This window comes from Gordonia sp. PS3 (assembly GCF_041950545.1).
Classification (GTDB): Bacteria; Actinomycetota; Actinomycetes; order Mycobacteriales; family Mycobacteriaceae; genus Gordonia; species Gordonia sihwensis.
The window spans coordinates 3,703,428-3,719,970 of record NZ_CP169524.1 but is presented as its reverse complement, the minus strand read 5'-3'; the positions used below and the strand labels follow the sequence as shown (position 1 = coordinate 3,719,970).

General features: G+C 63.3%; 5 protein-coding genes and 3 rRNA genes. 5 read left to right on the top strand and 3 right to left on the bottom strand.

Annotated elements, in window-relative coordinates; genetic code table 11:
• Positions 1-90: 90 nt before the first annotated feature.
• The 5 genes from gltB (at position 91) to rrf (ending at position 12,333) form a co-directional block, all read left to right on the top strand.
• Positions 91-4,725 (top strand): glutamate synthase large subunit, encoded by a 4,635-nt coding sequence (gltB, locus tag ACE11G_RS17200; protein WP_006897965.1) that lies wholly within the window; start codon positions 91-93, stop codon positions 4,723-4,725.
• Entirely contained in the window at positions 4,718-6,172 is a 1,455-nt protein-coding gene (locus tag ACE11G_RS17195) for a glutamate synthase subunit beta (RefSeq protein ID WP_006897966.1), read from the top strand. Before gltB ends, ACE11G_RS17195 begins: the two co-directional genes overlap by 8 nt.
• A 755-nt stretch (positions 6,173-6,927) precedes the next feature.
• Positions 6,928-8,448: ribosomal RNA gene (locus ACE11G_RS17190) — 16S ribosomal RNA — on the top strand.
• Between the two features lie 450 nt (positions 8,449-8,898).
• A 23S ribosomal RNA gene (locus tag ACE11G_RS17185) occupies positions 8,899-12,039 on the top strand.
• Between the two features lie 177 nt (positions 12,040-12,216).
• Positions 12,217-12,333, top strand: a 5S ribosomal RNA gene (gene rrf, locus ACE11G_RS17180).
• Together the 16S, 23S and 5S rRNA genes form the textbook arrangement of a ribosomal RNA operon.
• A 619-nt stretch (positions 12,334-12,952) precedes the next feature.
• Here rrf and ACE11G_RS17175 read toward each other — a convergent pair.
• From ACE11G_RS17175 to ACE11G_RS17165, 3 genes are read right to left on the bottom strand one after another with little or no spacing between them, the layout of a single operon-like run.
• Complete coding sequence (locus ACE11G_RS17175) at positions 12,953-14,623, bottom strand: dipeptide ABC transporter ATP-binding protein (protein WP_375003217.1); 1,671 nt, start codon at positions 14,621-14,623, stop codon at positions 12,953-12,955.
• Complete coding sequence (locus tag ACE11G_RS17170) at positions 14,620-15,540, bottom strand: ABC transporter permease (RefSeq protein ID WP_375004184.1); 921 nt, start codon at positions 15,538-15,540, stop codon at positions 14,620-14,622. The genes ACE11G_RS17175 and ACE11G_RS17170 overlap by 4 nt, the downstream gene beginning before the upstream one ends.
• 41 nt (positions 15,541-15,581) lie before the next feature.
• Complete coding sequence (locus ACE11G_RS17165) at positions 15,582-16,541, bottom strand: ABC transporter permease (protein ID WP_062367814.1); 960 nt, start codon at positions 16,539-16,541, stop codon at positions 15,582-15,584.
• Between the last annotated feature and the right edge of the window lie 2 nt (positions 16,542-16,543).

Here is a 16,543-nt window from a genome sequence, read left to right as displayed (position 1 = left end):
GGGCGGTGCGCTGGTTCGCACTGACCTCTGACCCGGGACTCTCTCCAGTACGTATCAGTACGCAGCGTCGCGTGCGGAGTAGGCAGATTCATGAAGCACTTGCCGGGGCCCGTCGGGCTCTACGATCCGATCAACGAGCATGACGCATGCGGCGTCGCGTTCGTCGTCGACATGCACGGTCGCCGCAGCCGCGACATCGTCGAGAAGGCCATCACCGCCCTGGTGAACCTCGAGCATCGCGGTGCGGCCGGTGCCGAGCCCAACACGGGCGACGGCGCGGGCATCATGATTCAGGTCCCCGACCGCTTCCTGCGCGAGGTGGTGGACTTCGACCTCCCCGCCGAGGGCTCGTACGCCACCGGCATCGCCTTCCTGCCCCAGTCGGCCGGCGACGCCGCCGAGGCGGTCGAGGGCGTCGAGGAGATCATCGCCGCGGAGGGGCTCACTCTCCTCGGATGGCGCGACGTGCCGGTGGACGAGAGCTCGCTCGGCGCACTGGCGCGCGATGCGATGCCGACCTTCCGGCAGGTCTTCCTCGCGCTCGCCGGGAGCGAGGCGAGCGGGCGCACACCGTCCAGCGCGGAGATCATGGAACTCGAGCGCAAGGCCTACGTGGTCCGCAAGCGCGTCCAGTACGAGCTCGGCGAGAAGGGCGCCGGCCAGGACGGCCCCGGCCGCGACACCGTCTACTTCCCGAGCCTGTCGGGGCAGACGTTCGTCTACAAGGGCATGCTGACCACGCCTCAGCTGCGCGACTTCTACCTGGACCTGCAGGACGAGCGTGTGGAGAGCGCGCTCGGCATGGTCCACAGCCGCTTCTCGACGAACACCTTCCCGTCGTGGCCTCTCGCCCACCCGTTCCGCCGAGTCGCGCACAACGGCGAGATCAACACCGTCAGCGGTAACGAGAACTGGATGCGCGCCCGCGAGTCGCTCATCAAGACCGACGTCTTCGGCGACAGCCTCGACAAGGTGTTCCCGGTCTGCACTCCCGGCGCGTCGGACACCGCACGGTTCGACGAGGTCCTCGAGCTGCTGCACCTGGGCGGACGCACCCTGCCGCACGCCGTGCTGATGATGGTCCCGGAGGCCTGGGAGCGCAGCGAGGACATGAAGCCCGAGCATCGGGCGTTCTACGAGTACCACTCGGCACTGATGGAGGCATGGGACGGACCGGCGTCGGTCTGCTTCACCGACGGCACTGTCATCGGCGCCGTCCTGGACCGGAACGGACTGCGTCCGTCCCGCATCTGGGTCACCAAGGACGGGCTCGTGGTTCTGGGGTCGGAGGTCGGCGTCCTCGACATCGACCCCGCCGATGTGGTCGCCAAGCAGCGACTCCAGCCCGGAAAGATGTTCCTGGTCGACACCGCGCAGGGCCGCATCGTCGCCGACGAGGAGATCAAGGACTCGCTGGCCGGCGAGCAGCCGTACCAGGAGTGGCTCGACGCCAACCAGGTCGCACTGTCCGACCTGCCCGCGCCGCCGCACAAGCACATGGCGCACGATCGCGTGACGCTGCGTCAGCAGATGTTCGGCTACACCACCGAGGATCTGAAGCTGCTCATCTCGCCGATGGCCGCGACGGGCGGCGAGGCGCTGGGCTCGATGGGCACCGACACCCCGGTCGCCGTCCTGTCGAACCGGCCGCGGATGCTCTTCGATTACTTCCAGCAGCTGTTCGCCCAGGTCACGAACCCGCCGCTCGACGCCATCCGCGAGGAGGTGGTCACCAGCCTCGGCGGCCGCATCGGCGGTGAGCGCGATCTGCTGAACCCGGCCGCGGGTTCGGCCAAGCAGATCGTGCTGAGCCAGCCGATTCTCGACAACGACGATCTGGCGCGGCTCGTGGAGATCGACCCGGCCACCGGCTTCCCCTCCGTGCACATCCACGGTCTGTACCCGGTCGCCGAGGGCGGCGAAGGTCTGCGTCGGGCACTCGACGGAGTCCGCAGCAAGGTGTCGGCGGCCATCGCCGACGGCGCCCGCATCATCGTGCTCTCCGACCGCGAGTCGGACGAGACCCTCGCGCCGATCCCGTCGCTGCTGCTGACCGCGGCGGTTCATCACCACATGGTGCGTGAGCGGACCCGGACCCGGGCCAGCCTCATCATCGAGTCGGGCGACGCCCGCGAGGTGCACCACATGGCGCTGCTCGTCGGCTTCGGCGCCAGCGGCATCAACCCCTACATGGCCTTCGAGACCATCGAGGACATGCTCGAGTCGGGCAGCCTCGACGTCCCGGGGACCGAGGACATGAGCCACGAGGCCACCTTCGCCGTCGCGCGCGCCAACTACATCAAGGCGGCGGGCAAGGGCGTCCTGAAGGTGATGAGCAAGATGGGCATCTCGACGGTGCCGTCGTACACCGGCGCTCAGCTGTTCCAGGTCATCGGCTTGGGGCAGGAGGTCGTCGACGAGTTCTTCACGGGTCTGAACAGCCAGCTCGACGGCATCGGGCTCGACGAGATCGCCGACGAGGTGGCCCAGCGTCACGCTCTCGCGTTCACCAAGCGTCCCGCCGAGCGCGCTCATCGCGAACTCGAGGTCGGTGGCGAGTACCAGTGGCGCCGCGAGGGCGAGTACCACCTGTTCAACCCGGACACGGTGTTCAAGCTTCAGCACTCCACCCGCACCGGTCAGTACTCGGTGTTCAAGGAGTACACCAAGCTGGTCGACGACCAGGCCGCCAAGCTGGGCACACTGCGCGGTCTGTTCGACTTCAACTTCGGCGACCGCGACCCGATCCCGATCGACAAGGTGGAGCCGGCCAGCGAGATCGTCAAGCGTTTCTCGACGGGCGCGATGAGCTACGGCTCCATCTCGGCGGAGGCGCACGAGACGCTCGCGATCGCGATGAACCGTCTGGGTGGCCGGTCGAACTCGGGTGAGGGCGGCGAGGACCCGCGCCGCTTCGTCCACGACGAGAACGGCGACTGGCGCCGCAGTGCGATCAAGCAGGTCGCCTCCGGCCGCTTCGGTGTCACCAGCCACTACCTGAGCAACTGCACCGACATCCAGATCAAGATGGCGCAGGGCGCCAAGCCAGGCGAGGGCGGCCAGCTGCCTCCGCACAAGGTGTACCCGTGGGTCGCCGAGGTGCGCGGCAGCACGCCCGGCGTCGGCCTCATCTCGCCGCCGCCGCACCACGACATCTACTCGATCGAGGATCTCGCTCAGCTGATCCACGACTTGAAGAACGCGAATCCGCAGGCCCGGATCCACGTGAAGCTGGTGTCGGAACTGGGTGTGGGCACCGTCGCCGCGGGCGTCTCCAAGGCGCACGCCGACGTCGTCCTGATCTCCGGACACGACGGCGGCACCGGTGCGAGCCCGCTGACCTCGCTGAAGCACGCCGGCGCCCCGTGGGAGATCGGCTTGGCCGAGACCCAGCAGACACTGCTGCTCAACGGTCTGCGCGACCGCATCGTGGTGCAGGTCGACGGTCAGCTGAAGACGGGCCGCGACGTGATGATCGCCGCCCTGCTCGGTGGTGAGGAGTTCGGTTTCGCGACCGCTCCGCTGGTGGTCTCGGGCTGCATCATGATGCGCGTGTGCCACCTCGACACCTGCCCGGTGGGCGTCGCCACGCAGAACCCGCTGCTGCGTGAGCGGTTCTCCGGCAAGCCGGAGTTCGTCGAGAACTTCATGCTCTACGTCGCCGAGGAGGTGCGCGAACTGCTCGCGCGCCTGGGCTTCCGCACCCTGCAGGAGGCCGTCGGACGGTTCGAGGCGCTCGATACGCGCAAGGCGCTCGAACACTGGAAGAACCACAAGGCCGGCAAGCTCGACCTGACGCCGATTCTGACGATGCCCGAGTCTCCGTTCATGAACCAGGACCTGTACTGCTCCGGCACTCAGGACCACGGCTTGGACAAGGCCCTCGACAACGAGCTGATCGAGAAGGCCCGGGCCGCGATCGAGTCCGGCACCCGCGTCACGCTGGCGTCCCCGATCAGCAACGTGAACCGGACGGTCGGAACCATGCTGGGCCACGAGGTCACCAAGGCCTACGGTGCCCAGGGACTGCCGGAGGGGACGATCTCCATCGACTTCACCGGTTCGGCGGGCAACAGCTTCGGCGCCTTCGTCCCGCGCGGTATCACCATGCGCATCGAGGGCGACGCGAACGACTTCGTCGGCAAGGGGCTCTCGGGCGGCAAGATCGTCGTTCGGCCGCCGCGCAACGCGCCCGCCGAATTCGTGGCCGAGGACAACATCATCGGCGGCAACGTGATCGCATTCGGCGGCACGGCGGGCAAGATCTTCCTGCGCGGTGTGGTCGGCGAGCGGTTCTGTGTCCGCAACTCGGGTGTCCAGGCGGTCGTCGAAGGCGTCGGCGACCACGGATGCGAGTACATGACCGGCGGTACCGCCGTGATTCTGGGACGTACCGGACGGAACTTCGCGGCGGGCATGTCCGGCGGCGTCGCATACGTCTACAACCCGCACGGTGAGTTCGAGGCCGACCTGAACACCGAACTGGTGGAGCTCGAAGAGCTCGACGCCGACGATCTGACCGTGCTGTCGGGCCTGCTCACCGAGCATCGCGACGAGACCGGTTCGCCGGTCGCCGCGGCGATCCTCGACGACTGGGACGTCGCCCGCGGGCACTTCGTGAAGGTGATGCCCCGCGATTACAAGAAGGTGCTCGTCGCCATCGACGCCGCCGAGCGCTCCGGACGAGATGTGAACGAAGCGATCATGGAGGCGGCACGTGGCTGATCCGAGAGGTTTTCTCAAGCACCCCGAGCGGGAGACGCCGGTCCGCCGGCCCGTCGAACTGCGGCTGCTCGACTGGAAAGAGGTGTACACCGAGTTCGACAAGGGCACCCTGCAGACGCAGGCGAGCCGCTGTATGGACTGCGGAATTCCGTTCTGCCACAACGGATGCCCGCTCGGTAACCTGATCCCCGAGTGGAACGATCTGGTGTACCGCGACCAGTGGGACGCAGGCATGGACCGACTCCACGCCACCAACAACTTCCCGGAGTTCACCGGACGGCTGTGTCCGGCGCCCTGCGAGGCGTCGTGCGTGCTGGGCATCAATCAGCCCGCCGTGACCATCAAGCAGGTCGAGGTGGAGTTGATCGAGAAGGCCTGGGGCGACGGGACGGTGACTCCGGTGATCCCCACGCAGCGCACGGGCAAGAAGGTGGCCGTGGTCGGTTCGGGACCCGCCGGACTGGCGGCCGCACAGCAACTCACGCGTGCCGGCCACGATGTGACCGTCTTCGAGCGCGCGGACCGGATCGGCGGTCTCCTCCGATACGGGATTCCCGAGTTCAAGATGGAGAAGCGGTTCATCGACCGCCGGCTCGAGCAGATGGAGGCCGAAGGCACCGTCTTCCGTACCGGAGTCAACGTCGGCGTCGACGTCACGGTGGAGCAACTCCGCGGCGACTTCGATGCGGTGGTCCTCGCCAACGGTTCCACCATCGGCCGTGATCTCCCGATTCCGGGACGCGAGCTCGACGGCATCCATCAGGCGATGGAGTTCCTGCCGCAGGCCAACCGCGTCCAGCACGGTGACGTGGTGGACGGCCAGATCACGGCGGAGGGCAAGCACGTCGTGATCATCGGCGGCGGCGACACCGGCGCGGACTGCCTCGGCACCTCGCTGCGCCAGGGTGCCGCGCAGGTGCACCAGTTCGAGATCATGCCCAAGCCGCCGATCGAGCGTGCCGAATCGACTCCGTGGCCGACGTACCCGCTGATGTACCGGGTCTCGTCCGCTCACGAAGAGGGCGGCGAGCGCGTGTACAGCGTGAACACCGAGGAGTTCGTCGGAGAGAACGGCAAGGTCACCGCGCTCAAGGCCCACGAGGTCAAGATGACCGGCGGCCGCTTCGAGAAGGTGGAGGGCACGGACTTCGAATTGAAGGCGGACCTGGTGCTGCTCGCGATGGGCTTCGTCGGCCCGGAGCGCGGCGATCTGCTCGACAAGCTCGGAGCCACCTACGACGCTCGAGGCAATGTGGCCCGCGGAGGCGATTTCGGTGCGGTCGGACTCCCCGGCGTGTTCGTCGCGGGCGATGCCGGACGCGGACAGTCGCTGATCGTCTGGGCGATCGCCGAGGGACGGTCCGCCGCCGCCGGCGCCGACGCGTACCTGATGGGTTCCACCCAGCTCCCGTCGCCGATCCTCCCGACGACGGTCGCGCAGCGGTAGCGACGCGGGGCCGCTGATACGTCCAGACTCATCGAACTTCTCCGAGGCTCGTCGAGTACTTCTCCCAGGCCCAGCGAATGTCCTTCTAGGCTCATCGAGTAAGCGGAGGAGCGAAGCGGGGGAGCGCATCGAGATCCCCCACCAAAACACCCCAACAGGGCGGTCCGGCCGAAAGGCCGGGCCGCCCTGCGCCGTTCCCCCCACCACTGCGCCAAGAACTTGTCGCAGGTCACACCTGCGGCGATTTGACCTCACGTCCATCTGTGCGTAACTTATTCGGAGTCAGAGCGGCCCGGCCGCGACGACGTCCCCTTACTCTGATCGCCGCGATTTCGGTCGCGGTGTTCTTGTGCGGGGTCGGCCGAATCGGGTCTGAAAGCTTCGACTATTCGGTGAGTCCTGTGAGGGATCACTGATTGGTGGGTGTCTGGAGGATTGTGTTAGGCTGGTGAGGTTGCTCCGGAGACGGGGTGGCTGACAGATAATTGCAGATGTCTGCTGGTGTTCGGCCCTTGTTTGTGGGGGTTGGTTCTGGTGGGTGTGTGTTCTTTGAGAACTCGATAGTGTGTTTTGGATTTCTTGTGCCACTATTTTTTTGTTTTGTGGCGTGGGAGATTTTTGGACAGATTGTGCTTGCCGGCCCTTTTGGGGGTTGGTGAGTGTTTTTGGATGAATTTTTTACCATGTCAGTTTTTTGGATTTGGTCAGGTTCTGTTTTCTGGCTTTGTGTTGAAATCTTGTGGTTTCTGCATTTTTTGTTGGAGAGTTTGATCCTGGCTCAGGACGAACGCTGGCGGCGTGCTTAACACATGCAAGTCGAACGGAAAGGCCCAGCTTGCTGGGTACTCGAGTGGCGAACGGGTGAGTAACACGTGGGTGATCTGCCCTGGACTCTGGGATAAGCCTGGGAAACTGGGTCTAATACCGGATAGGACCACTGATTGCATGGTTGGTGGTGGAAAGCTTTTGCGGTTCAGGATGGGCCCGCGGCCTATCAGCTTGTTGGTGGGGTAATGGCCTACCAAGGCGACGACGGGTAGCCGACCTGAGAGGGTGATCGGCCACACTGGGACTGAGACACGGCCCAGACTCCTACGGGAGGCAGCAGTGGGGAATATTGCACAATGGGCGCAAGCCTGATGCAGCGACGCCGCGTGAGGGATGACGGCCTTCGGGTTGTAAACCTCTTTCGCTAGGGACGAAGCGTAAGTGACGGTACCTGGAGAAGAAGCACCGGCCAACTACGTGCCAGCAGCCGCGGTAATACGTAGGGTGCGAGCGTTGTCCGGAATTACTGGGCGTAAAGAGCTCGTAGGCGGTTTGTCGCGTCGTCTGTGAAATTCTGCAACTCAATTGCAGGCGTGCAGGCGATACGGGCAGACTTGAGTACTACAGGGGAGACTGGAATTCCTGGTGTAGCGGTGAAATGCGCAGATATCAGGAGGAACACCGGTGGCGAAGGCGGGTCTCTGGGTAGTAACTGACGCTGAGGAGCGAAAGCGTGGGGAGCGAACAGGATTAGATACCCTGGTAGTCCACGCCGTAAACGGTGGGTACTAGGTGTGGGGCTCATTTCACGAGTTCCGTGCCGTAGCTAACGCATTAAGTACCCCGCCTGGGGAGTACGGCCGCAAGGCTAAAACTCAAAGGAATTGACGGGGGCCCGCACAAGCGGCGGAGCATGTGGATTAATTCGATGCAACGCGAAGAACCTTACCTGGGTTTGACATACACCAGAAAGCCGTAGAGATACGGCCCCCCTTGTGGTTGGTGTACAGGTGGTGCATGGCTGTCGTCAGCTCGTGTCGTGAGATGTTGGGTTAAGTCCCGCAACGAGCGCAACCCTTGTCCTGTATTGCCAGCGGGTTATGCCGGGGACTTGCAGGAGACTGCCGGGGTCAACTCGGAGGAAGGTGGGGATGACGTCAAGTCATCATGCCCCTTATGTCCAGGGCTTCACACATGCTACAATGGCGCGTACAGAGGGCTGCGAGACCGTGAGGTGGAGCGAATCCCTTAAAGCGCGTCTCAGTTCGGATTGGGGTCTGCAACTCGACCCCATGAAGTCGGAGTCGCTAGTAATCGCAGATCAGCAACGCTGCGGTGAATACGTTCCCGGGCCTTGTACACACCGCCCGTCACGTCATGAAAGTCGGTAACACCCGAAGCCGGTGGCCTAACCCTTGTGGAGGGAGCTGTCGAAGGTGGGATCGGCGATTGGGACGAAGTCGTAACAAGGTAGCCGTACCGGAAGGTGCGGCTGGATCACCTCCTTTCTAAGGAGCAAACAACACGTCGATGCTGGTGCCGAATGTGTATCGGGTCGGTGTTTGTTCATGGGTGAAACACAAGAATCCATCATTTGTTTGTCGGTGGCCTGCGAGATGCGGGCGGGCCGGCGGGTGGTCGACCGTGAGTGATTGCGGTTGTGGACGAAGCACACTATCGGGGTTCTGAGGGAACACGCGTTCTGCGCGGGTTGTCTTGGTGCTCACTGTTTTCCGCCCCGGAGTGTGGGGTGTTGGGGGTGGTGGGTGTGTGTTGTTTGAGAAGTGCATAGTGGATGCGAGCATCTAGCCCGGCAGCATTTGTTGTTGTTGGGTTTGTGTGTTCTGCAATTTCGATTCTGGTTTGTGCGATCGCGTGTTGTGATCGTTGTTTTTGTTTGTTGTCCGCATTCGCGTCTCGGGCACTGTTTGGTGTGTGGGGTGTGTTTGTGGGTGTTGTTGTAAGTGTTTGAGGGCGTTCGGTGGATGCCTTGGTACCAGGAGCCGATGAAGGACGTGGTAGGCCGCGATAGTCCTCGGGGAGTTGTCAAACGAGCTGTGATCCGAGGGTGTCCGAATGGGGAAACCCAGCACCAGTGATGTGGTGTTACCCACTCGTGAATGTATAGCGGGTGTGGAGGGAACGTGGGGAAGTGAAACATCTCAGTACCCACAGGAAGAGAAAACAAGTGTGATTCCGTGAGTAGTGGCGAGCGAAAGCGGAGGAGGCTAAACCATGCGTATGTGATACTCGGCAGGGGTTGTGCGTGTGGGGTTGTGGGGTGATCGTTCATCGTGCTGCCGTGCGGTGGGTCAGTGATAAATCGACATGTTAGGTGAAGTGGCCTGGAATGGTCTGCCGTAGTGGGTGAGAGTCCCGTAGCTGAAAGCGTGTTGACTGGCTTCGATTGTTCCCAAGTAGCAGCGGGCTCGTGGAATCTGCTGTGAATCTGCCGGGACCACCCGGTAAGCCTAAATACTTTCTGGTGACCGATAGCGGACTAGTACCGTGAGGGAAAGGTGAAAAGTACCCCGGGAGGGGAGTGAAATAGTACCTGAAACCGGACGCTTACAATCCGTCAGAGCCTGCGCACCTTTGGGTGGTGGGTGATGGCGTGCCTTTTGAAGAATGAGCCTGCGAGTTAGTGCTCAGTGGCGAGGTTAACCCGTGTGGGGTAGCCGTAGCGAAAGCGAGTCTGAATAGGGCGTGTGAGTCGCTGGGTCTAGACCCGAAGCGGAGTGATCTACCCATGGCCAGGGTGAAGCAGCTGTAAGAGGTTGTGGAGGCCCGAACCCACTTCAGTTGAAAATGGAGGGGATGAGTTGTGGGTAGGGGTGAAAGGCCAATCAAACTCCGTGATAGCTGGTTCTCCCCGAAATGCATTTAGGTGCAGCGTTGCGTGTTTCTTACTGGAGGTAGAGCTACTGGATGGCCGATGGGCCCTATCAGGTTACTGACGTCAGCCAAACTCCGAATGCCGGTAAGTGAGAGCGTGGCAGTGAGACTGCGGGGGATAAGCTTCGTAGTCGAGAGGGAAACAGCCCAGATCGCCGGCTAAGGCCCCTAAGCGTGTACTAAGTGGAAAAGGATGTGGGGTCGCTGAGACAACCAGGAGGTTGGCTTAGAAGCAGCCACCCTTGAAAGAGTGCGTAATAGCTCACTGGTCAAGTGATTCTGCGCCGACAATTTAGCGGGGCTCAAGTACACCGCCGAAGCCGCGGCACTCACACATTTCATCCATGCCTGCCTGCGGGTGGGTGTGTAGTGGTGTGGGTGGGTAGGGGAGCGTCCTGCATCCGTGGAAGCAGCGGAGTGATCCAGTTGTGGAGGGTGTGGGAGTGAGAATGCAGGCATGAGTAGCGAAAGACAAGTGAGAAACTTGTCCGCCGGATGACCAAGGGTTCCTGGGCCAGGTTAATCCGCCCAGGGTGAGTCGGGACCTAAGGCGAGGCCGACAGGCGTAGTCGATGGACAACGGGTTGATATTCCCGTACCCGTGTATCCGCGCCCAGTGATGAATCATCTGTACTAACCATCCAAAAGCTGTCGTTGATTTCTTCGGATTTCTCTGATGGTGGCTGCGTGGGACCTTGGGTGTAGTAGTCAAGCGATGGGGTGACGCAGGAAGGTAGCCGGGCCAACTGGTGGAATAGTTGGTGTAAGCCTGTAGGGTGAGACATAGGCAAATCCGTGTCTTTTTGAGCCTGAGAGGTGATGCGTAGCCGTTGTGGTGAATTCGGTGATCCTATGCTGTCGAGAAAAGCCTCTAGTGAGTTGGTACACGGCCCGTACCCCAAACCGACACAGGTGGTCAGGTAGAGAATACTAAGGCGATCGAGTGAACTGTGGTTAAGGAACTCGGCAAATTGCCCCCGTAACTTCGGGAGAAGGGGGACCACGACCGGTGATCACTTTTTCGGTGTGAGCTGGTGGTGGTCGCAGAGACCAGAGAGAAGCGACTGTTTACTAAAAACACAGGTCCGTGCGAAGTCGTAAGACGATGTATACGGACTGACGCCTGCCCGGTGCTGGAAGGTTAAGAGGACCGGTTAATCATCTTTCGGGGTGGTGAAGCTGAGAATTTAAGCCCCAGTAAACGGCGGTGGTAACTATAACCATCCTAAGGTAGCGAAATTCCTTGTCGGGTAAGTTCCGACCTGCACGAATGGCGTAACGACTTCTCTGCTGTCTCAACCACAGGCTCGGCGAAATTGCAGTACGAGTAAAGATGCTCGTTACGCGCGGCAGGACGAAAAGACCCCGGGACCTTCACTATAGCTTGGTATTGGTGTTCGGTGCGGTTTGTGTAGGATAGGTGGGAGACTGTGAAGCCGGCACGCTAGTGTGGGTGGAGTCGTTGTTGAAATACCACTCTGATCGTATTGGGCTTCTAACCTCGGACCCTGATCGGGTTCAGGGACAGTGCCTGGTGGGTAGTTTAACTGGGGCGGTTGCCTCCTAAAGTGTAACGGAGGCGCCCAAAGGTTCCCTCAGCCTGGATGGCAATCAGGTGTTGAGTGTAAGTGCACAAGGGAGCTTGACTGTGAGACGTACATGTCGAGCAGGGACGAAAGTCGGGACTAGTGATCCGGCACCGGCGTGTGGAAGCGGTGTCGCTCAACGGATAAAAGGTACCCCGGGGATAACAGGCTGATCTTCCCCAAGAGTCCATATCGACGGGATGGTTTGGCACCTCGATGTCGGCTCGTCGCATCCTGGGGCTGGAGTAGGTCCCAAGGGTTGGGCTGTTCGCCCATTAAAGCGGCACGCGAGCTGGGTTTAGAACGTCGTGAGACAGTTCGGTCTCTATCCGCCGCGCGCGTGTAGAAACTTGAGGAAACCTGTCCCTAGTACGAGAGGACCGGGACGGACGAACCTCTGGTGTGCCAGTTGTTCCGCCAGGAGCACTGCTGGTTAGCTACGTTCGGAAGGGATAACCGCTGAAAGCATCTAAGCGGGAAGCCTGTTCCAAGATGAGGTTTCTCACCCACCTTCGGGTGGGGTAAGGCCCCCTACAGATGATGGGGTTGATAGGCCGGAACTGTACGCACAGTAATGTGTTCAGGTGACCGGTACTAATCGGCCGAGGACTTACCAACAACACTCACCAACAATTCTTTTTTCGGATTCAACGAATCACGAGGTTGTGTGAGTCGGTTTCGGTGATTGCGTACACGCACACAGAATGTTTGCTCGTTCATCCACTATGTACTTCTGAAACAACACACAAACCACAACTCTGGTGAGGGGTTGTGGTGTGGATGGTTTCATATTGTTACGGCGGCTATAGCGGTGGGGAAACGCCCGGTCCCATTCCGAACCCGGAAGCTAAGCCCACCTGCGCCGATGGTACTGCACTGTAATGGGTGTGGGAGAGTAGGACACCGCCGAACACAACTTGTTGAGCCCCGATCAGACACCGTCTGATCGGGGCTCAACCCATTTCCCGGGACGTGACCCCCGGCCGGCGGGTGGTGTCTGGGGTATGGCGCGCCTGACGGACCGCGAACGCGCACTCTTCAGGTTGGTTGAGCGAGCGAAGCGAGTCGAAACCACCACACGAGGGGTGCAGGCTGGTCTCGATACGGCGTGCTCGCTACGCTCACCCGCCTACTCGACAAACCTCGAGGGAGCCGGAGATTCCAGGCCGGTCGAGCGAGCACCCCTCTTAGGCTTGTTGAGCGAGCGAAGCGAGTCGAAACCACCACACGACGGGCAGAGCGGTCTCGATACGGCGTGCTCGCTGCGCTCACCCGCCTACTCGACAAACCTCGAGGGAGTCGGAGAGCGGTTCCCGTAGGCTGGTTGAGCGCGCACCCCTCTTAGGCTGGTTGAGCGAGCGAAGCGAGTCGAAACCACCACACGGTGGGAGCAGAGCGGTCTCGACACGGCGTGCTCGCTGCGCTCGCTCGCCTACTCGACGAGCCTCGGGGGACGGCGATCGGCTTCCCGCAGGTGTGGACTGTGTTGATACGGCGGGGTTCGTGTGAGGGGGCCGCGGCGCGGTCTGGGCTACGAGGTTGCGGGCAGCAGCTCGCGGCCGAGGCGGTCTCGTTCGGGGTCGGGGGCGGGGACCGCGTGCACCAGAGTGCGGGTGTAATCGGTGGCGGGCTGAACGAAGATCCTTGTCGCACTGCCGGACTCGACGACACGCCCGGCCTTGAGGACGGTCACGCGGTCGGACACCTGGCGGACGACGGCGAGGTCGTGGCTGATGAACAGTGCCGCGAAGCCGATGTCGGCCTGCAACTGTGCGAACAGCTCCAATACGCGGGCCTGGACGGAGACGTCCAGCGCGCTCGTCGGCTCGTCGGCGATGAGGAGTTTGGGGTCCGTCGAGAGCGCACGGGCGAGGGCGACGCGCTGACGCTGACCACCCGACAACTCGTATGGCAGGCGAGAGGCGAACGAGGTCGGCAAGTGCACGGCCGACAGCAGTTCGGCGACCCGAGCCGCGCGTGAGCGGCGGTCCCCGATCCTTTGGATCTCCAGCGGCTCACGGATGGACTCGGCGACGGTGAAGCGCGGGTCGAGAGAGGCGGTCGGGTCTTGCGGAACGAAGGCGATGCGGCGCCGCGCTGCTCGGAGGTCCTTGCCGGAGAGTTCGGCGAGATCGTCGCCATCCAGCAGGATACGGCCGCCGGCCAGGGGCAGCAGGCCGCCGATGGCTCGCCCGAGGGTCGTCTTTCCGGAGCCGGACTCGCCGACCACCCCGACCACCTCACCGGACTCGACCACCAGCGACACGTCCGACAGCGCTACGTGCGGGTTCGACCCGAACGATCCCGGATGCTCGACGGTCACGCCGTCGACCACGACGACCGGCGTCGGTCCGTGCGCGGCGTGGCGTCTGCTGTCCCGCGACGCGGTGTCCAAGCGCGGAACGGCGGCCAGCAACTGGCGTGTGTAGGGTGCGGAGGGCTCGGCGAAGATCCGTCCCACGTCGCCGGTCTCCACCGTCTCCCCGAGTTGCACCACCACTACGCGGTCAGCGATCTCGGCGACGACACCGAGGTTGTGCGTGATGAGCAGAATGCCTGCGCCCGTGCGCTCGCGGAGACGGACGAGGAGTTCGAGGATCTCTCGCTGCACCGAGACGTCGAAGGCTGTGGTCGGCTCGTCGGCGAGCAGCAGGGCCGGGTCGCCGGCGAGCGCGAGTGCGATGACCACACGCTGTTTCTGGCCGCCGGATAGCTGGTGCGGATAATAGCCGACACGGACCTCCGGTTCAGGTAGGTCGACGAGTCGGAGCAGTTCCACGGCCCTGGCGCGCACCGCCGCCCGGGACAGACCGCTGTGCCGGGTGAGCGCCTGGCGAAGCTGCCAGCCGATGGTCTGGACCGGGTTCAGCGCGGTCTGCGGTTCCTGGAAGACCATGGCCACGCGGTCGCCCCGAAGGCGAGCGAGGTCCTTCTCCGGAAGACCGAGAATCTCGCGTCCGTCGACCCGAACCGAACCGGTGGCCGTCGCACCGTCGGGCAGGAGACCGATCGCGGCCCGTGCGGTCATGGTCTTGCCCGATCCGGATTCTCCTACGAGAGCGACGATTTCGCCGCGATCGACGCGGAGGCTGATTCCGGAGACCGCCGGACGCGGATAGGCGAACCGCACGTGCAGGTCGGTCACTTCCAGGGCCGGAGGAACGGACGGTACGGGTACGGCGGGGGAGGACGCGGCGGTCATCGGAGGTTCCTTCTGTCGTTCGAGATCGACTGGGCGATCAGGTAGAGCCCGAGTACGAGAGCGGAGATGACGAACAGTGGTCCGAGCGAGAACCACGGATTGGTCTCCAGGTAGTTGTTTCCGGCGGCGATGAGGCCGCCGAGCGACGGAGTCGATGGGACGACGCCGATCCCCAGATAGCCCAGCGCACCTTCGATGAAGACCCCGAGCGACAGCGACAGCGCGAACTGCACGCCGAGCGCCTCCACCGAGTTCGGCAGCACATGCCGCAGCAGGATCCGTCCGGTCCCGGCGCCGCTGACCCGCGCTGCTTCGACATACGGCTGCTCGCGTACTCGCAGTACCGAGGTCCGCACCAGTCGGCCGAAGACGGGGATCTCGGCGACCGCGATGACGATGCCGACCGTGAGCGCGCCGGGACCCAGGATCGCGGCCAGCGCGATGCCGAGGATCAGCGCCGGGAAAGCGAGAATCACGTCGAAGACGCGCTGCGCGACGCTGTCGGCGAGCGGCACGGTGACCGACACAAGCCCGACGAGCGTGCCGAGGGCGGCACCGATGGGGACGGCGATGAGAATGATGAGCAGGTCCACGCGGATGCCGACGAGAGTGCGTGCGAGGACGTCGCGGTTCACGTCGTCGGTGCCGAACCAGTGATCGGCGCTGGGCGCAAGCAGATACGCACCCTCGATCTGCTGGTCGGCGCCGTGCGAGAGGAAAAGGGGACCGAATACCCCGGCGGCGACGACAGCGAGGACGAGAACGGTCCCGACGAGGCCGGAGCCGCGTAGGAGGCTCCGGTAGAGCGGCAGCCGCGCGCGTGTCTCGTCACGGTCTGCGGGTGCCTCCGGCAGCAGTCCCGGACCGACGGGCAGGGCTTCGCCGGACGAACTGGATGGTGGCTGCGGTATCAGCACCCCGGGCCTGGGGTCGGATGGTCGGGCGTCGGAAGAACGAGTCACTGTGCACCTGCCAGTCGGATTCGAGGGTCGAGCCAGGCGTGTACGACGTCGGCGGCGAGCTGAATCAGCACGAACGCGGTGACCGACAGGAGCACGAGCACCTGGACGAGGGGGTAGTCGCGGGCGGAGATGCCCTCTTCGGTGAGCAACCCGAGCCCCGGCCAACCGAAGATCGATTCGACGAGCACCGCCCCGCCGAGCAATGCGCCGACGATCAGACCGAAAGCGGTGACGGTGGACGGCAGCGCGTTGCGCAGAGCGTGCTTGAGGACGACATCACGACGGGTCGCGCCGGTGGCGATCGCAGTGGTGGCGTACGGCTGTGCGAGTTCGGTCCGCAGGGCTTCGGTGAGGAACCGCGCCAGCATCGCCCCGGCGGGAAGCCCGAGGGTGAGGGCGGGCAACAGCAGATACTGCGCGGTGATCCCGAGGTCGTCGGTGAGTCCGTTGGGCGGGGTGCCGCCTGCGGGCAGTACTCGCCAGCGGATGCCGAAGAGGGCGATCAGGACAGTGCCGACCACGAAGGTGGGCAACGCTATCGCGACCGCGTTGATCCCGGTGAGGACCGCGTTGAGTACCCGTCCTCGCCAGATCACGGCGCTCAGCGACAACGCCAGCCCGAGGCTCACCGCCACCGTGGTCGCAGCCGCGGTCAGCACGAGGGTGTTGGTGAGGCCGAAGGAGATCAGATCGCCGATGTCGCCGCCCACCTGGTAGCTGGTTCCGAAGTCGAGGGTGACCAGGGCGCTGATCCATGCCCAATACTGACTGAAGAAGCCACGGTCGAGTCCGAGGTCATGACGGATGGCGGCGAGTTGCTCCGGCCCGGCGTCGGGACCCGCCAGAGCCGATTCCGGACCTCCGGGGATGAGCCGGAGCACGGCGAACACGAGCAGAGAGGCGGCGAGCAGAACGACGACGGCCGTCGGAATCCGGCGAATGAGATATCTGGTCATGG